Origin of the sequence: Ureibacillus galli (assembly GCF_014836845.1) — a bacterium.
Classification (GTDB): Bacteria; Bacillota; Bacilli; order Bacillales_A; family Planococcaceae; genus Ureibacillus; species Ureibacillus galli.
On the sequence record NZ_JACSQA010000004.1, the window covers coordinates 37,934 to 55,599 of the forward strand.

20 protein-coding genes and 1 pseudogene are annotated in these 17,666 nt (G+C 33.7%); 11 read left to right on the forward strand and 10 right to left on the reverse strand.

Features of this window, described 5'->3' with window-relative positions:
- Positions 1–56 precede the first annotated feature (56 nt).
- Complete coding sequence (locus tag H9636_RS04605; protein ID WP_191706458.1) at positions 57–353, forward strand: DUF5316 domain-containing protein; 297 nt, start codon at positions 57–59, stop codon at positions 351–353.
- 34 nt (positions 354–387) lie between these two features.
- Here H9636_RS04605 and H9636_RS04610 read toward each other — a convergent pair whose 3' ends face one another.
- From H9636_RS04610 to H9636_RS04635, 6 genes are all read right to left on the reverse strand, one after another.
- Entirely contained in the window at positions 388–867 is a 480-nt protein-coding gene (locus tag H9636_RS04610) for a DinB family protein (RefSeq protein WP_191706459.1), read from the reverse strand.
- 19 nt (positions 868–886) lie between these two features.
- On the reverse strand, positions 887–1,090 hold the full coding sequence (locus H9636_RS04615; RefSeq protein ID WP_404817738.1) for a hypothetical protein: 204 nt from the start codon (positions 1,088–1,090) through the stop codon (positions 887–889).
- 808 nt (positions 1,091–1,898) lie between these two features.
- On the reverse strand, positions 1,899–2,225 hold the full coding sequence (locus H9636_RS04620; protein ID WP_191706461.1) for a hypothetical protein: 327 nt from the start codon (positions 2,223–2,225) through the stop codon (positions 1,899–1,901).
- Positions 2,194–2,403, reverse strand: coding sequence for a hypothetical protein (locus H9636_RS04625; protein WP_191706462.1), 210 nt, complete (start codon positions 2,401–2,403; stop codon positions 2,194–2,196). The genes H9636_RS04620 and H9636_RS04625 overlap by 32 nt, the downstream gene beginning before the upstream one ends.
- 91 nt (positions 2,404–2,494) lie before the next feature.
- A complete protein-coding gene (locus tag H9636_RS04630) occupies positions 2,495–2,707 on the reverse strand; it encodes a hypothetical protein (RefSeq protein WP_122972998.1) in 213 nt (70 codons plus the stop codon).
- Positions 2,708–3,260: 553 nt separating this feature from the next.
- A complete protein-coding gene (locus tag H9636_RS04635) occupies positions 3,261–4,628 on the reverse strand; it encodes an aminotransferase-like domain-containing protein (protein ID WP_191706463.1) in 1,368 nt (455 codons plus the stop codon).
- A 152-nt stretch (positions 4,629–4,780) separates the two neighbouring features.
- Here H9636_RS04635 and blaOXA point away from each other — a divergent pair, with 152 nt between their 5' ends.
- The 5 genes from blaOXA (at position 4,781) to H9636_RS04660 (ending at position 11,009) form a co-directional block, all read left to right on the forward strand.
- A complete protein-coding gene (gene blaOXA / locus H9636_RS04640) occupies positions 4,781–5,587 on the forward strand; it encodes a class D beta-lactamase (protein ID WP_191706576.1) in 807 nt (268 codons plus the stop codon).
- Between the two features lie 458 nt (positions 5,588–6,045).
- Positions 6,046–7,254: a sensor histidine kinase gene (locus tag H9636_RS04645; RefSeq protein ID WP_191706464.1), complete on the forward strand. Its 1,209-nt coding sequence runs from the start codon at positions 6,046–6,048 to the stop codon at positions 7,252–7,254.
- A 3-nt stretch (positions 7,255–7,257) separates the two neighbouring features.
- Entirely contained in the window at positions 7,258–7,911 is a 654-nt protein-coding gene (locus tag H9636_RS04650) for a response regulator (RefSeq protein WP_191706465.1), read from the forward strand.
- A gap of 110 nt (positions 7,912–8,021) precedes the next feature.
- On the forward strand, positions 8,022–10,250 hold the full coding sequence (locus H9636_RS04655; protein ID WP_191706466.1) for an MMPL family transporter: 2,229 nt from the start codon (positions 8,022–8,024) through the stop codon (positions 10,248–10,250).
- A 321-nt stretch (positions 10,251–10,571) separates the two neighbouring features.
- A complete protein-coding gene (locus H9636_RS04660) occupies positions 10,572–11,009 on the forward strand; it encodes an NUDIX hydrolase (protein ID WP_191706467.1) in 438 nt (145 codons plus the stop codon).
- A gap of 81 nt (positions 11,010–11,090) precedes the next feature.
- Here the strand turns inward: H9636_RS04660 and H9636_RS04665 are convergent.
- From H9636_RS04665 to H9636_RS04680, 4 genes and pseudogenes are all read right to left on the reverse strand, one after another.
- A pseudogene (locus tag H9636_RS04665) lies at positions 11,091–11,507 on the reverse strand (DUF3888 domain-containing protein).
- 411 nt (positions 11,508–11,918) lie between these two features.
- On the reverse strand, positions 11,919–12,239 hold the full coding sequence (locus H9636_RS04670) for a general stress protein (RefSeq protein ID WP_191706468.1): 321 nt from the start codon (positions 12,237–12,239) through the stop codon (positions 11,919–11,921).
- Between the two features lie 174 nt (positions 12,240–12,413).
- Positions 12,414–13,277: an IS3 family transposase gene (locus H9636_RS04675; protein WP_318240996.1), complete on the reverse strand. Its 864-nt coding sequence runs from the start codon at positions 13,275–13,277 to the stop codon at positions 12,414–12,416.
- Entirely contained in the window at positions 13,241–13,801 is a 561-nt protein-coding gene (locus H9636_RS04680; RefSeq protein WP_191706469.1) for a helix-turn-helix domain-containing protein, read from the reverse strand. Before H9636_RS04680 ends, H9636_RS04675 begins: the two co-directional genes overlap by 37 nt.
- A 145-nt stretch (positions 13,802–13,946) precedes the next feature.
- Here H9636_RS04680 and H9636_RS04685 point away from each other — a divergent pair, with 145 nt between their 5' ends.
- The 5 genes from H9636_RS04685 (at position 13,947) to H9636_RS04705 (ending at position 17,652) form a co-directional block, all read left to right on the forward strand.
- The gene (locus H9636_RS04685; protein ID WP_191706470.1) at positions 13,947–14,489 is read left to right on the forward strand and encodes a hypothetical protein; all 543 of its coding nucleotides are present in this window, start codon (positions 13,947–13,949) and stop codon (positions 14,487–14,489) included.
- A 230-nt stretch (positions 14,490–14,719) separates the two neighbouring features.
- Positions 14,720–15,217, forward strand: coding sequence for a DUF402 domain-containing protein (locus H9636_RS04690; RefSeq protein WP_191706471.1), 498 nt, complete (start codon positions 14,720–14,722; stop codon positions 15,215–15,217).
- A 295-nt stretch (positions 15,218–15,512) separates the two neighbouring features.
- On the forward strand, positions 15,513–16,019 hold the full coding sequence (locus tag H9636_RS04695; RefSeq protein WP_225230077.1) for a hypothetical protein: 507 nt from the start codon (positions 15,513–15,515) through the stop codon (positions 16,017–16,019).
- 221 nt (positions 16,020–16,240) lie between these two features.
- On the forward strand, positions 16,241–16,660 hold the full coding sequence (locus H9636_RS04700; RefSeq protein WP_225230078.1) for a DUF4367 domain-containing protein: 420 nt from the start codon (positions 16,241–16,243) through the stop codon (positions 16,658–16,660).
- A 368-nt stretch (positions 16,661–17,028) separates the two neighbouring features.
- On the forward strand, positions 17,029–17,652 hold the full coding sequence (locus H9636_RS04705; protein ID WP_318240993.1) for a TetR/AcrR family transcriptional regulator: 624 nt from the start codon (positions 17,029–17,031) through the stop codon (positions 17,650–17,652).
- The last annotated feature ends 14 nt before the right edge of the window (positions 17,653–17,666 follow it).

Below are 17,666 nucleotides of genomic sequence, written 5' to 3' on the forward strand. Positions count from 1 at the left end.
TCCGTTATTGAAACGTATAGAAAGTTGTAACGTATAATAACTAAAGGAGGTAGTAAATGAAATATGTATCTATTGGTTTTATCTTTTCATTAGTAGGCATCATTGTATCTTTGGTATTTTGGGATATTCATATGATTCCTGTTATTACTAGTAGTATCGGTGTCGTTTTTTTAGTTGCTACACTGATTTTTTCGGGAACACTTGTAAGCGGAGATCGAATTAGGGCAAATTACGCCACTGAATCGGAAGAAGATCGGAAGAGCCGATATAAAATGTTTACTAACTCACTTTTACTTGCTATCCCTAATTTTATTGTGTCTATCGTTTTTTCCTTTTTATTGAATAACGGATAAGAAAAATCCTTACTTTTAACAAGTAGGGATTTTTCTATGAATTGATAAATAGCGTATCAGTTGAAATCGAGTGACCAAGTTCCTTTAAGTAATTGTGTAATTGCCCACGATGATGGTACAGGTGGGTGATGGCATCGAATGTAACTTTAGCTGGAGTCACTTTTTCTCCAAAGGGATGGCGAATTAGCTTCGTATTGAATTCATCATTTGGAATGGCGTTAACGAACGTTTCTAACTTTTTGAATCCATTTAGAAAGAAATGATATAAGCCAGGGGTATCAATATGTTGAACCATAAAGGGCTCGTCCAATGGGAAAATACATTCATCTGGTAGTTGTTCCAGAATAGCCGCAGTCATCATCGGAATACCGGAAATATGATTCACTAGTGAGAAAAGACTTCTCAAATTATTATGGGGAGTCCAATCAGCTAAATCTTCCTCGTACATCAAAATATAATGACTCATATTATCTTTTAAAAAATGTAGCTCTTTTAACAAAAGCTCTTTATTCATTCCGTATCCTCCAATAGATTTAATAATGTTTATCTAATAAAAGAAGGGTATAACTTACTGCCGCAGTAAAATAGGCAAGTCGTATGAGAATATACATAAAGTGTTCTGTTGAAGTGAGTTTTCTTGTACGTTTGGCTTTCTTTAATTGCAACAAATAAACAATGGTACTTAAAAATAGAATTGAAATTGAAATATCAAACAAATTTTCTAATAGATTGACCAATGTACCCATCTCCTTATTAAGAAGATACGGATATTACCTTCGAAATATGACAGTTGTTTACCAACCCTTTTAATCTTCTACGGTCCTCTGCTTATATTTCCAGAAGAAGAAATAACCTACTTCACCAAGGCAATAAAAGAAAAAGAGTCTAAATAGAATGGTAGGATTTAAATTCGAAAATAGAAAATAGGAAATTATAAAACCTATAATCCATCCAAATAATATGTAAGTAAAATGCTTTGCTCGCATTTTTAAATAGTTCAAATTTATACCTCCTAAATGTATGACCAATCCATGTGCCAAAGTTAAAGGACCAACAAAACCGCATCAAAAGCAAAAAGATTCTTGATTCTCCAAATAAGAGGGGGACTAGCACAAAAGGTAATAGGAGATAAATTGAGCGATTATATATTCTATGAAATATTATTTGTTACACATGACAGTAGTTTAAAGTTATTTAATGAAATTTACACAGCAGTTGAATTATGGTGGATTATTAAAATTGGGCATTTTACCCATACCTACAAGCTGTTGATCGTGGTAGGTGTATATTACTTACTATCTTTATTTAAACATTTTTTAACGTATTTAATGATCAATTGAGTGAGTCCCAACTTTTACTATTTTACATATGTTTAGTAATTATTAAAAATTTTCAGGAGGATTTATAGAATAATTTACCTTTTCAAAGTAGGTAACTCAATTTTTCAAAACACATTAATTAGCTAACTTTATAAAACAATCTACTTCGATAAAAAAGTGTGGAAAGCTATAAACTAAAAGAGTAGCAATTTGCTACTCTTTTTTATTATTTATTTATAAGATTACATCTGTCTTCTAATCCTACTTTTTTCTTTATAGTAACAGTTTTAGTTTTCCCTGTTTTCGATTTACGTCCATCAACACTTATCCATTCCTGCAATTTTACTTTATAATGATTGTAAACATCTCTTGTTTGATAAGCACCTTTTTTATTTTTTGGAATACTACATGACATAGAATCAGTTATCTTCTTTGTACTAGTAAAGCTAGATTTCAAACCACTTTTAATTTCATTATAACTAAGCTCAGCATAGCTCTCCACACTCCAAGATGTTGAAGTTTCATAGGGAATATGTCTTTGTAGCAGGACCATGCGTATATGCAGTTCTAGTAACCCAAGAACCGTATGTAGTTTTAATTAAAGAAGAAGATTGCATCCAATAAGTGTAAGTTGGCTCATTACCACTTAAAGCCTTAGCTTCTTGGCTTGAAGTAATACTGAAACCAAAGACCATTATTAAACAACTAAAAACCAAAAATAATTTTTTCACAAAAATACCTCCAATGTTGATATTTTACAATTTCTAGGATAACAATTTTTGTATAAATTTACCAATTATTTTTGGTTATTTTTGTAAAATATTACTTTTTAACTCTTTTTAATCCTATATATATTAAAATCAAACCTATTATAATAAATAAAATAGATGGTATGTATAAAAGGTTGCTTAAATGAATAGTATCATTCACAAAATTGCCTAAATGATGAACAGCTAGACTTACCAATCTATGCATAAATAACATAAAACTACCAGTTAAAAAGAATAAAGTACCTACAATATAATTTGTATTCATAAATTTACCTCCGAATATTACTTAACTATAATTCTTACACAAGTAATCTAACTATTTCTTCTCTATTAAAAATACATTTTACTATAAACAAGTAATAATTCCTTTTTCCATTTTAATTCATCTTTTTCTTTCAAACGCTTGTTTAATACTTAATCATTTTGGTAATTCTGGGAATACGCTGTCATATTTATAATTTCAAAGCGACTTCAACATATTGTATAAATGATTTTCTTCCATCCTTTTATTATTCCTATATAATCTTATAAAGAAAAGTGTGGTAACTTTAACTTACAACTTTTGGATAAAATGGACAACCCCTTATTTGATATAAAATTCTTAAAGGAACTTATTGAAACCTTAGAGATACAGTAGAACAGCTTAATTAATAATAGTAATTACTTAGTATACGTATTGGATATTTAGTTATATTCAATCCAAATGGTGAATATCCATTAATTCATTAAATTTGAAAAAAGTTCTTCTGCCTTTAGATGCGATAAAATATAGTTGGTTTACTATAGATTTTCTATATTCCGTGTCCTCTAATGCTTAACTAATTTATACCTCCAAAATAGCTAGTGTTTTTCCTTACCAGATGATTAATTTCTTCTCCAATGATTCGAATCCCTTCCTCGATTTTCCTGTTTTCTACTTGAGAGACGCTCAAACGGATGACGTTTTCTTTTTTATATGGAGGTAGGTACATGCCTGTCGCATCTTGAACAAGAACGTTTTTCTTTTTTAAAGAATTTACGAGATGGGATGCCTTCAATGGATAGGGCAATTGAATCGAAGAGTAAAATCCAGATTCGGCACCGGTGAAGGTTACTCCTTCAGGCAAATAAGTAAGGAAAGCCCTTTTTAACATCTCGCCTTTTTTCTTATAAATTGTTCTTAAATTTTGTATATGGGCATTATACATCCCGCTTTGCAAATAAATTTCCAAGGCACCTTGCGTTAAAACAGGAGAGTGGACATCGGCAGCAAACTTTGCTTTCGAAAAAAGCTCAATAAGCGACTCAGGTAAAACAGCAGCCCCAAGTCTTAAGCCAGGTAAAAGTACTTTTGAAAAACTTTTCGTATAAATGACTCTGCCAGAAGGAACGTAGGCAAACATCGGATCCGCTTTTTTCCGTGTATCAAGATCTCCCATATAATCATCCTCGATAATGAATACATCATATTTTTGGGCCAATTCAACGATCTTTTTCTTTTCTTTATTTGTATAACTATAGCCGGTAGGATTATGAAATCTGGAAACAGTATAAAAGAATTTAATAGGCCGTTCTTTAAAGATTTTTTCTAATTGTTTCAAGTCGATGCCTTCTTTTGTTATTTCAATCCCAACTGCATTCAGCCTTCTTGATGAAATTGACTCAATCATACTGAAATGGGTAGGCTGCTCGATACAGATTTCCTCTTTGCCATTAGGAAAGGGAAGGGCTACTAAAATATCAAGGGCTTGCTGGGAACCGGAAACGACACAAATTCTTTCTGCTGGAGCGAATACTTGAAGCGCTTGCAATTGCTTCGATAATTGGGATCTTAAAATAGATAAACCTAGGGGCTCGGCGTATTGAAACATGTCTTCTTTATACAATTCGATTGCCTGATTCATACAATGTTGATAATCACGGTAGGGCATATGCCATTTGTCAGGACCGGCAGAAACAAAATCAATCATTTCCTCTGCTTCGGAATCTAAATGACGACTGCCGACGAGATAATAACCGCTTTTTGGAACAGCATAAATTTTATGTTGCTTTTCCAATTCATTATAAGCTTTAATAATTGTATTTTTACTACATTTAAAGGCCTCTGAAAGGGCTCGGATAGACGGTAATTTCCCTCCGGGTTGAAGGCGGCCGTCAGCAATTTGTGCATGAATTTCATTCATAATTTCTTGATATTTCGTGTCCATATTTAAATTTCCACCCCTTATTTTGTATGGGTACAGATGGCGTTTTTACTATCTACCGGAAATGAATTTACCTCTTTAGTATAAAGGATGGAAGTTCCAAAAACTTCTAAAATAAGGAGGTTATTCAAATGGACAAGGTAAAGAAAGGTTCAATGAAAAAGGTTTCTAGTTTCATAGGGTTGTGTATACTCGCAATCGTCCTTGCTTTTACTACTTTTTCTTCAACTCCAGGCGCGGAAGGTAAAAAAACAAAGGAACTGCATATTGAACAATTATTTGATGGAAGAGATGGCACAATGGTTTTGAAAAATTTAAAAAATAATCAGATGTATGTCTATAACTGTGAGAGAAGTGAAGAACGATTCACACCCGAATCGACTTTTAAAGTGCCGAATTCGTTAATCGGTTTGGAGACAGGCGCAGTAAGAGATGAGTATGAAGTGAAAAGATGGGATGGAGTGATAAGAGAATTTGAAAGTTGGAATCGGGATCACACCCTAGCCTCCGCTATAAGGGAATCCGCTATTTGGTTTTATCAAGATATGGCGCTGGATATCGGGGTAACGAACATGGAAAAGTTTGTGAATCAAATAGGGTATGGAAATAGAGATATATCTGGTGGAATCGACGAATTTTGGCTCGACAGTACATTGGAAATTTCAGCAATAGAACAAGTAGAATTTATAGAAAGCTTAGTAGAAGAAGATCTTCCTTTTACGGAAAAGAACCAAAAAACTGTCAAAAGAATCATGATCCAAGACGAACAGGATGAATATACGCTCCACGGTAAAACGGGAACGAGACTTTCAGATATGGGATTAGGATGGTATGTCGGCTTTATTGAAACGGAGAAAGAAACATGGGTGTTTGCTGTTAACCTAGATGGCTCCGGAACGGTAGCAAAACAAATCACGATGGAAACATTAAAAGAAATGGGTATTATTGTGAGTTATAAATAATGCTGTCACAATTTATAATTATATTTGTCATAGAAATATAAGATATTATGACACTAAAATATAACCTTGATATAGCATAACCCTATGCTATACCAAGGTTTTTTATTTTTCTCAATAGGAGTATTTAATAATAAGAAACATAAATATAAGCTATATATTGGAGTGGGTTTCTTCTTTATATAAAGATAACGATTATCATATGTTCAATAGGGCGCTTTCTTTGAATAAGGGAAGGGTCTTTTTCAGTTAAAAGGCCATATTGTTGAATAAGTACTTATGCAGAGAAAAGGAAACTTGGTTTTAACTAAGATGCATCCTTCGCGGTGTTCTTACGCTTATAGTTAAACGAAACCTAGTGAAAGCACTAGACTAATTGCCCTTTTGGGCCTGTACGAAAGGACAGTTAATAAACTAATGTAATGGTGTAGTATAAACTAGTAGTAAGGTGGTGAAAGGATTTGGAGAAATTCAATCCATTATCTAAAACGCTCGATCACGAGTCAAATGAAGGAATAATATTTTCGCAGTTCTCTAATATTTTCTGGATTCTTTTAGTTTATATAGGAGCATTAATCCTGCAAAATATTCAACAACCTACATTTATATCTAGTTTAATCTTCAGTTTAATTTTAGCGGTCCACACAGTGTTATACTTTTCCCAAAGTTCCTCTAGATTGGGTAAGAGTTGGTACTACTTTTTTGTACAGGCGAGCATGTTGTTTATCTCTGCTTTTATATTACCAAAAGGGTCTCCAGTCGTATTAATTGGTTTACTGCCGGTATTAATAGCACAAAGCATCATTATTCTAAATAGCAAATTAAAAGCGATTTTGTTTTTTATAGTATCTTACGGCTTATATTGTATTGCTATGGTAATAAATTACGGAGCAAGTGAACTTCCAATTTTTATTCCAATCTTCTTCGTTATTTTGCTTATCGTCATTGTCTATACGGTTAGCTACAACCGTCAAGTTCGTGCAAAAGAGCGTATGGAGTTTTATTTGCAGCAGTTGGAGATAGCCTATCAAAAAGTTGAGGAACTTACTTTGTCAAACGAAAGACAGCGAATGGCCAGAGATTTACACGATACATTAGCACAAGGTCTAGCTGGTCTCATTATGCAATTAGAAGCTGTTAGTATCCATATCAACAATGGAAATGTCGCCAGATCGAATGAAATTATTCATAATTCAATGCAGCAGGCAAGAGAAACATTGAAGGATGCCCGAACTGTTATTGATAACTTGAGAACAGGGGCGTTGGAGGAGGCGGAATTCCATAGGGCCGTGCTAGAGGAAATAAAGAAATTTGAAGAAATAACAGGCGTCCATGTGGAAAAAGACATCAATCAGGTTTATTCTTTATCTAATTTATCAATGGAATATGGTATTTATATAATCCGTGAATCCCTGAACAATATTATGAAGCATTCACAGGCAGATCAGGTAAGGATAAAGATTAAATCAAAGGATGGCCAGTTATATATGGAAGTCACTGATAACGGAATTGGATTCTCTACCAAAAATATTGGGAAACAAACTGGGAAATATGGTCTTATAGGCTTACAAGAACGTGTAAGGTTAGTTGGAGGCAAAATAGCAATAGAGAGTATACCAGGAGAAGGAACGAAATTGGCCATAACAGTTCCTATAAATCAGGGGGTATAAGCATTGAAATACAAAGTACTGATTGTAGATGATCATTTAGTAGTAAGAGAAGGGCTAAAATTAATTTTGGAGACCAATGACTCGTTCCAAGTGATAGGTGAAGCCAATAATGGTAAAGTCGCATTGGATATGATTGATAAATCTAAGCCAGATATTATTTTGCTTGATTTGAATATGCCCGTAATGAGTGGACTGGAAACGTTAAAAACAATGAGCGAATTGAGTATCACGATTCCGGTTATTATATTAACTACTTACAATGAAAATGATTTGATGGTGAAAGGAATAGAGTTAGGAGCCAAAGGGTTTTTATTGAAAGATACAAGCAGGGAAAATCTGTTTAGGACGCTAGAATCCGCAATCAGAGGTGAAACTCTTTTACAGCCTGATGTCATGGAGAAAATTTTAAAATACAAGCAAGAAAAATCGAATAGTTATACTCAGCAATCAGCTTCTTTAACAGATAAAGAACTATTCATCCTACAGGCAGTTGCAAAAGGTTTTAAAAGTAGGGAAATCGCTTTTGATATGGGAATTGCTGAACGTACTGTAAAAGCGCACTTAACCAATATTTACAATAAACTCGGTGTTAATTCTAGAGCAGAAGCAGTTGCAATTGCAATCAATCAAGGTTTATTCCGCTTACTAGATAAATAAATTGCCCAAACGTACATAGGGGACTTACCCGTATGTACGATTTTTTATTTTGCTCACTCCTTTATGATTAGAACGTAAGGAAATAAAGAAGCTTTCGAAAGGAGTTAAGTATGGCAAAGTATTTATATAAACTTGGAAGATGGGTTGTAAATCATAACAAGAAAGTTATTGGAGGAACTTTAGGTATCCTCATTATTATAGCGATTGTTGCATTAAGTTTGGGTCCGGCTTTTAGTGATGAGATGTCTATTCCAGATACAGAATCTGCTGAGGCAGGTAAAATTCTAGAGAAAGAATTTCAGTCATCAAATGAGCCCGCACCTGGTACCGTAAATCTAGTACTAAAAGCACCTAAAGGCGAAACTTTAGAGTCTGGTGAAGTTGTGGATGCCATTAATGAGATAATTGATAAAATTAAAGAGGACAAATCCGTTGTCTCTGTTGCTGCACCTGCGGAACTAGATAATTACAATGAAAATAAAAATATTGGTTATGCAGTAGTGACTTATGATGTACCGGCATCTAAGGTAACAGAAAAATCAAAGGAAATCATTCTAGAGAGTATTGAAGATACAAGAGATGCAGGCATTCAAACGGAGTTGGCAGGGACAGTTGCCTTTTCTGAATTAGAAATTGGAGGGATATCAGAAGTAATCGGGGTAGTAATTGCTTATGTTATTCTTGCACTTACGTTTACATCCTTCTTGGCAGCTGGAATGCCGATTATTACAGCAGTCATAGGTTTAGGAATAGGGATTTTATCTATTTTAATCGGAACTAATTATTTTGATATCCCGTCATTCGCTCTTGCTTTAGCTGCCATGTTAGGTCTAGCAGTGGGAATTGACTATGCTCTATTTATTATGTCAAGATTCCGACAAGAGTTAGCAAAAGGGCATTGTGTGAAAGAAGCAATAGCAATTGCAAATGGAACTGCCGGAAGTGCGGTTGTATTTGCTGGAATAACTGTTATTATTGCATTGCTAGGTTTAGGGGTAGCAAAAATTCCATTTTTAACAATGATGGGAATCTCTGCAGCAGTTTGTGTATTGTTCGCGATTTTAATAGCGGTTATTTTTGTACCAGCAATTTTGGCGTTATTTGGCCATAAAATTGGCCCTTCAAGAAAAAATAAACTTTTAGCAAGATTCACTAGCAAAAAGAACGATAAAGAATCAAATGCTTGGGGGAATTTTGTTACTAAACGACCTTGGACAGTAACGATTTTAGGGATACTCTTTCTTGTAGTAGTTAGTATTCCATTCTTCCATATGCAACTGGGATTACCTGATAATGGAACAAAGTCAGATGAAACAACAGAAAGAAGAGCGTATGATTTACTAAGTGAAGCATATGGTCCAGGATATCATTCTTCATTAGTAGTCCTAGCTGAAGCAGATAAAAGTGGTGAAGATATTCAATCGAAGATTAATAAAGTAACAGAAGAATTAGGTGATTTACCGAATATAAAAAGTGTCAGTCCGCCGATTCCGGGTAAATCAGGAAATGTTTTCATGATTTCAATAACGCCAAAAACTGGGCCGAATGATATTAAAACAAACGATATAGTACACTCAATAAGAGAGTTGTCAGACAACAATAAAGAACAAGTAAAGTTGTACGTTACTGGTGCAACTGCAGTGAACATTGATATATCTGAAAAGTTGAATGATGCAGTACCTTTATTTGCTTCTCTTATTGTAGGTTTTGCGTTTATTCTATTAGTGTTGGTATTTAGATCGATCCTAGTCCCATTAAAAGCTGTTTTAGGTTTCTTGCTATCACTATTAGCGACATTAGGATTTGTTGTTTTCGTAATTCAAGATGGAAACTTCTATAGTCTATTTGGTTTCCCAATTGCAAGCCCTGTTTTGGCCTTTTTACCTGTTATCGTCATAGGCATCTTATTTGGTCTAGCAATGGATTATGAGGTTTTCTTGGTAAGTAGAATGCGTGAAGAATTTACACATTCCAAAGATGCCAAAAAAGCGATTCTTGCTGGGATAAAAGATAGCGGGGGAGTAGTGACGGCTGCAGGTCTTATTATGATCGCAGTATTCACTGGATTTATGCTTGCTCCGGACCCAATCATTAAATCAATGGGCTTCGCACTAACCTTTGGGATTATTTTTGATGCGTTTGTCGTGAGAATGGCAATCGTACCCGCGGTAATGACGTTAATGGGGAAAGCAGCATGGTACTTACCAAGCTGGTTAGACAAAGTCCTTCCAAATATTGATGTAGAAGGAACATCAATACAAAATGAGATTGCTGAAAGTAAGAATAGAAATAAAAAGAAAAAATCACCACGAATCAAAGAAGAAAGAGTTTCTGAATAAGTAAGCTAGAACCTTTCTAAATAACCATAAAACTGAGAAAGGAGTAGAAACCCGATATTTTAGATATCGGGTTATTTTATTAACAATTTACTTAATGAGCGAATTTATAAAGGAGAAAAATCCTTATATAACAATTAAAAGTATAAGTACTAATTTATTATTCAACAATCTGGTGCTTTCCTTGAATAAGGAAGGGGTCTTTTTCCGTTAGTGTTCATATATTTAATCGATATATGTTAATATTTGGAATATAATGTGTGATACATTATAGAACAATTATTGAGATTCTTTATCAAGTATATAAATAGCTGAGGTAAAAAAATGCTTAAGGTTTTTGGAGAAAAAATAGTAGGAATGGATTATCAATTAAGAAAAGGTGTATATGCTGTTATTTTTAACAATACAAGAGATAAAGTTTTAACGGTACAAAATTCTAAAGGACATTATTTTTTACCTGGTGGTGGAATTGTAGAAGGTGAAAGTTATGAAGAATGTCTACAAAGAGAAATGTTAGAAGAAACGGGATATAAAGTATCGATAGGTCCTTTTATAGGTACGGCAATGAGATATTTTCAATCAACTAAAAATGAGCCTTTATTAAATGAAGGTTATTTTTACTTAGCAGAAATATTAGAAAAGATTCAGGAACCTATTGAGGATGACAACTATAATCGGTGGATTGATATTGAGTGTGTTTCAAGGCTACTTGTACACGATCATCATTGTTGGGCTGTAAAAGAAATTATAAACAAACGATGAAGTGTTTAACAAGCTAAAGGGATTAAGAATAATTGATATTCCACAATAAGGGCACTTTCCTTAAGGAATGTAAAAATTTTTTCAGTCTGGAGTGTATTTATATGTTTTTAAGTGTGTATGATTTATCAATTTAACTTCAGTTCCAGAAGAAATTTCATATGTCATTCGGTCTTTTCCTATTGGTATTCAATGTCCTCCGTCAGTAGGTTCTATTTCAAATGTAATTTGCAAGTGGAAGCCGCGAAATCCATTAATTCTTTTTGTTTCTAAAACTTCAATTTTCCAAGGAGCGACAGCGGGTGAAAAATTCTCCACAATATTTGGGGTATAAAAGTTTTGCAAATCATTTTCAATATAAGGCGTTAGCATATTCATAAGCATATCCTGTAATCTAAGCTCTTCAGAGTCTTCTGATGGTATATCTGATGCAATTGTTGCTGAATAAAAAGAAGTAATCAGAGGTAATAGTAGTATAAAAACTAAAAACATCTTTTTCATTCTTCTTTCGATACACCTCTCTATATAAAAAAGGATTTAGTTGTATTATCACCTTTTACGAATAAAGTATGAGCCTTATTTATAGAGGCAATTGCTACCCAAAAATTCTATCAGCCTATATTTTTATTGTTCTAATAATCCAATTAAAGAGGCATCGTTGAAAAACGTTCTTCAACTATCGGGCGCGTTTACTTAATAAGAAATGCGTCTTTATTCATGAAAAGGGCCAGATTGTTGAATAATACTTTTAATAAAGAAGATGATAATTTCCTCGAGCAGATCATTGACAATAAAGAAGGATGGTTTTTTATGCTGACTTGCTTGAATGGCTATCTGGAATACAGAGTCCAAGGAATACGAGGAGGACTTGAAAATGAAAAATAAACCCGAGATTGATTCCCGGGTTTGTTTTTATTTATTGGCAACTATGACCAATTTACCTGTATCCAGTTCCTTCTCGAGTTGAGCAGCTTCCGATTCACTTAATCCGACGGAAGCTAACTCATTGCGCAGTTCATCTCCACGGGAATTTACCAGGTTTTTCATAGAAGTCAGGAACCCTTGCTCGCCAATCCCAACTTTATCTGTCCCCAGTGCTTCGTTAATATCATCTTCACGTTCTTCATAATGTGCAAAGATGTAAATGTTATCTCGAAGATATCCTTGCGCTTCTAATTTCTCCACTTCTTGTTTCGCCTGTACTACGTTTTCTACAATCAATTTGACTGTCATTATTGATCCCTCCTATATATGTCTACATTCATTCTATTCCACTAAATTAAATGAATTAAACATACGGAGAAAGTCACCTTCTATATGTGGAGAGGTATTATGCTTATTGATCTGCAACAATCGGGCACTTTCCTTGAATAAGGAGGTAGTGACCCCATAAAGTTAGAGTTTTTATTATGCAGCTAATTGGCTGGCATGTTTCCGGTAGTTTACTGGACTCATGCCGGCCAGTTTTTGTTTAATACGATCGTTATTATAATAATTGATATACTTTTCTATTTTCTTTTGTAATGCTTCATAAGAGATTAATTGTTCCCCATAATACATTTCCTGTTTTAGTAAGCTAAAGAAGTTCTCCATGGCCGCATTGTCTGCGCATGTTGCTTTACGAGACATGCTTTGGAAAATCTTGTTCTGGCTTAATGTTTTTACCCACGCATTGTGTTGATAGTGCCATCCTTGATCGGAATGAATTGTTGTCCGATATTCAGCACGCTTCTGAATGATTGAAAGTGCTTGTTTAAGCGACTCTAACACAAAATCAAGGCTCGGTCGTTTTGACATGCTAAACCCAATAATCTCACTATTATATAAGTCCATGATTGGGCTTAAATATAGTTTTTCATCATTTGTACATTTAAATTCGGTTACATCTGTTACCAATTTTTGAAGGGCATACGGCGTACTGAATCTACGATTCAAAAGGTTTTTAGCGACTTTCCCAACCGTTCCTTTGTAGGATTTATAGCGTGATTTACGTACAAATTTTACACATTTCAATCCTAGCTTTTTCATAATTCGTTGTACTTTTTTATGATTAATTATGTACCCCTGCGCTCTTAATTCCGCATGAATACGACGGTAGCCATATCGACCTTCATGCTTTTCAAAGGTCTCTAAAATCAATGTTTCCCATTTTTCGTTCGAATTTGCTTGTTTCATTTGTTTCATTTGATAATGATATGTTGCTTCTGGAATACCCACTTGTTTTAAGACATCTTTTAATCGAAATCCTTCTTGTTTAAGTTCGAAGGCGATGACTGCTTGTACTTTTCGAAGAGGGCATTCGGATTCTCTCGAAAAGCCTTCAACTTTTTTAAATAGGCAACCTCTAAACGAAGCAGTTCATTTTCACGTTCTAACTGCTCCTCACGTGACATTGTTTTTTCTTGTTTCTTCGCTGTTGATTTTGGTTTTCTAGACATAGACGGGCGCCCCTTTGATTTTTCTAGCAGGCCCTCTATCCCTTCTTTTAAGAATCGACGATTCCAACTAGTAATTAAAGTTGGATCATTTAAGTTAAAGTGAATCGCAGTATCTTGATAGGAAGCACCTGTTCGTTTCATAAAGTTTAATACATCTAATTTAAATTGAACAGAATAAAACTGCTTCTTTTTCTTAACGGTTAAGCCGCTACGCCCAAACTCTTGATATGCACGTACCCATCTCCTTAATGGTGAAGCACCGACACCATATTTCTTCGCTATCATTCTATATCCTAGTGAGCCACTTAAATAATCTTGAACCACCATCAATTTAAATTCTTCATTATATTTAGTCATAAAAAATCACCCCAAAAGTTAGTTTTTCACTCTAACTTTTGGGGTGCAGTACCGGAGAGGGTCTTTTTTCCGTTAAAGGGCCATTTAGTTGAATAAGGATAGTACGAATAGACTTGGTTAAAATAATTCAAATAATAAATAAAGGGTGATTTATCTGAACAAGTTACTCCTACTTTTTCTTATATCAACCGTAATTTGTGGAGCAATCAATATTGGAAAGGTAAATGCTAATTCTCACTTCCAACCTCAAACTATTGAAGAAAGTTATCTTGAAATTGGATATAAATCAGTCGGGGAAGCTTTAAGAGATTATGAACACCATTATAAAGAGAAATTACAGCTTCCATTAAGAGTTCCTCCTATTGTGTATACTCACGTATTTGCTCGCACTATTGAAGGAAACAAGGGTGATCTTTTTGAAATGCAGTTTATAAATGAGAAATCAAATGAGAATAATTTCCTAATAAGTGTAGCACCAAAGGATAGTATTGAGATACTGGATAAAGAAGTTATAAACAAATTTAAACTTAAGAGTGGAAACACTGCATATTTGTTGGATACAGGAAGGGCAGTTTTTTTGATTTTTGAAAAAGATAACTTGCAATATAGGTTCAGTATAGATAAAAGAGTCTCGAAAAAAATTACTCCTGAAATTTTAGTTCAGATAGCTAATTCTACTGATAATTGAAGTCAAAAAACTCTCTTGTTTAACCAACGGGGGCTTTAGTTGAATAAAGCTCTTCAACAATCGGGCGCTTTCCATGAAATTAAGGAGAGTGTCTTTCTTCATGTATAGGGCCAAATTGTTGAATAACATTATTTTATGCAATGTACAAAACTCTACGGATATGTAATATATATTAAACTTACTGATATGTTATAATTTACCAATAACATTAATTGAGGAGCGATTATCTTTTGAAAAAGCGGTTTTTACATAGAAATGATTGGACTAGAATTATACAACGCGACTATTCTATAGAGCAGATAAATGAAAAAGATTTTAATGGATTTATTGCTCTTATAAAAATGAATGAAGTAAAAGAACCGTTAATAACTGAATATTTAATTAAAAAGCTATGTATTGTTGATAACAATTACTTATGGTTACAGCAACTACCACTCAATGAAAATTTCGCTATTACATCAATGTTTAATGAAAATGGAGAAATTATTCAGTGGTACATAGATATCACATATGAAAATGGCGTTGAGAATGGAGAACCCTATATGATGGACTTATTTTTAGATATTGTTGTATTACCAACTGGAGAAATCATTGAAAAAGATAAAGATGAATTAGAAGAGGCTCTACACAATAATTGGATTACAAAATCACAATACGATTTTGCCTATCGAGTTTTTAATCAAGTGTTGAAACAAATACACGAAGGTACTTTTAATACATTGATCTAAGTTTGAAGCATCGAGACTATTTATTAGATAAGATTCGTGAATAAAATATGATTTAATATTTCATTACCAAATGAAAGTTTGAGTTTTACTTTAAGGGCAGTTAAAAAAGGATGTTCAACAATCGGGCGCGTTTCTTTAATAAGAAAATGCGTCTTTATTCTTGAAAAAGGAAATAATTGGAGGAGTAATTTTTAGAGTTATGGTTTTTTTTCAATGCTAAATCGGTTGGTAAGGAATTAATATTAATATCAGTAGAATAATACCTCTAAGAAGTTAAATTTTTGAGGTGAATTTATTGCGATTAATAATACTATTATTTTCACTAATGCTGCTTTATAACCATTCTGTAATAGCAGCACCGAAACAACTCACTCCTATAGAAAGTCAGTTAATGTCTTTTTTGAATGGTTTACATGTAGTGGAACCGAGACAAGCCGTTGAATTGTGGATATTAGGGGTAAATAATCGAAGTGGTTCTGTTCAATATGCGATGTTGTCTCCTTCGCTCCAAAAACAATCAAGGGAAAAATTTGAGCAAACTCACTGGGTAACTGGTCAATCAAGTCCTTGGGTTAGCAACTTACGTATTACAAAAGTAGAAAAGCTTAGCGAATCCAAAATGAAGTATACCGTTAAATACGATTTAGAGACATCATATGCACATTTTGGTAGCTGGCAGAAGGTTATAATCGTGGAAAAGAATCTAGAACCATTTAGAGAATATTGGTTTATTTCATCAATCACTACGAAATATAATCAATGGGAAGCATTTACCCCAGCAGAGACAGTATTAGAAAAATAAAGTAGTGTCTAATCACAGGTTACTAATTAAATGTTATTCAAAAACCGTGCGCTTTTCTTGAAAAAGGAAGAGTGCTTTTTTCATTAAGGGTAATATAATAATTAGTGAAATCAGGAAATACTAATACCTAAAAATCCAAATAGAGTCGAGGTAGAAAATTGGTATTTTTGATGCGGCTAGTAATTGTGCTAATCCTGCTAAACTGTTACCCAATTATAATTATGGCAAAGAAAATACAGTATAATCACGATAGTAAAACTATAGCTGAAATACAGAAAGATGTTGACTTTACTGTTTTAACTCCCACAAAGATTCCTGATGATTGGACATTAGATACCAAGACTTCTCCTTGGCTAAGTCTACATTACATGGACAGTAATGACACAAAGTTGATGGTCTCTATAGATTTGATAAAAGGAATTCGAGTACCTTATGATGGTTCACCACATAGTAAACAAGTTGATATAAACGGAAGCATTGGATATTTTTCAGAATGGGGTGATAGTGGCAAAGTAGATCAAGATGAAGAGCTCAACACTGGAGGATTACTTAGATGGGCTCAAGATGGTACCTCTGTAGAAATGCTGACTTACAGTTTATCAAAGAACCAAATGTTAGAAATTGCAAGGTCAATGAAATAACACTATTCCACAATCGGACGCTTTCCTTGAATAAGGAGAGGGTCTTTCTTCATGAATAGGACCATTTAATTAGTAAAACCCATTAGGATTCAGCTTATTTTCATTTGATATAATAGCGAATGAAAATTTGATCGCTTGCAATGGGGTAACCAAATTAAACTCTTTTTAAAAGGGAAAAATATATCTAAAGGAAAAATAATTATATTAGAAGTCATTTTGAAATTATTCAAATGGCTTCTTTTTATATAAATGCACTATTTTTCTAGCAAATTAAATTTTTTGAAAAAATATAAGTAAAAACATTTGACTAATCTCAAGCAAGTTTGTAGGATTTAATTAACTGATGAGTCAGTTAGGAGGTGGGAGTGGTGCAAGATCGAATGCGAAGGCAGGATAGAAAACAACAATTATTGGCGATTGCATTAGAATTATTTGCAACAAAAGGCTTTGAGAATACGAAAATTTCTGACATAGTAGCAAAGGCTGAAGTATCACAAGGGACTTTTTATTGGCATTTTGAAAGTAAAGAGGCTATTTGTTTAGAGATGTTAGAAGCTGGCCGTGTTCAAATTTTAAATGCAATCCAGATTGGATACCGTACAACGAAAGTAGATGTGCAAGATTCGGTAGTCTCTTCCATGAATATATTTGAACATATATTTCAATTTGCTGAAGAAAATCCATTTTTAATGCAAATCATACTAAAAGGGATTCATTCACAGCCTACATTACAATCAAAAGTTGATGCGATTAAAACGGATATGGAAGCCGCTTTTGCAAAGAATATAAGAAGGGCAAAAGAATTGCATATGACAAACGAGCGCATCAATCCGGAAATGCAAGCTGTTTTTGTCATGAGTCTCCTTGAAGGCGTTTTATCGCGATGGTTATTTAAAACATCTTCATCAAGCCAAGTATTACAGCATCATTCACTACAACAAATTATTGAAGAGACCGTTAAATTTGAGTTTTTCGGTATTTTCGGTGTCTAAAACAGGAGGGAAAA

Coding starts and splice junctions, on each gene's coding strand:
- H9636_RS04700 (WP_225230078.1), top strand. CDS start 16,241: ATGGCAAAGAAAATACAGTATAATCACGATAGTAAAACTATAGCTGAA.
- H9636_RS04660 (WP_191706467.1), top strand. CDS start 10,572: ATGCTTAAGGTTTTTGGAGAAAAAATAGTAGGAATGGATTATCAATTA.
- H9636_RS04610 (WP_191706459.1), bottom strand. CDS start 867: ATGAATAAAGAGCTTTTGTTAAAAGAGCTACATTTTTTAAAAGATAAT.
- H9636_RS04680 (WP_191706469.1), bottom strand. CDS start 13,801: ATGACTAAATATAATGAAGAATTTAAATTGATGGTGGTTCAAGATTAT.
- H9636_RS04635 (WP_191706463.1), bottom strand. CDS start 4,628: ATGGACACGAAATATCAAGAAATTATGAATGAAATTCATGCACAAATT.
- H9636_RS04630 (WP_122972998.1), bottom strand. CDS start 2,707: ATGAATACAAATTATATTGTAGGTACTTTATTCTTTTTAACTGGTAGT.
- blaOXA (WP_191706576.1), top strand. CDS start 4,781: ATGAAAAAGGTTTCTAGTTTCATAGGGTTGTGTATACTCGCAATCGTC.
- H9636_RS04620 (WP_191706461.1), bottom strand. CDS start 2,225: ATGGTCCTGCTACAAAGACATATTCCCTATGAAACTTCAACATCTTGG.
- H9636_RS04605 (WP_191706458.1), top strand. CDS start 57: ATGAAATATGTATCTATTGGTTTTATCTTTTCATTAGTAGGCATCATT.
- H9636_RS04670 (WP_191706468.1), bottom strand. CDS start 12,239: ATGACAGTCAAATTGATTGTAGAAAACGTAGTACAGGCGAAACAAGAA.
- H9636_RS04655 (WP_191706466.1), top strand. CDS start 8,022: ATGGCAAAGTATTTATATAAACTTGGAAGATGGGTTGTAAATCATAAC.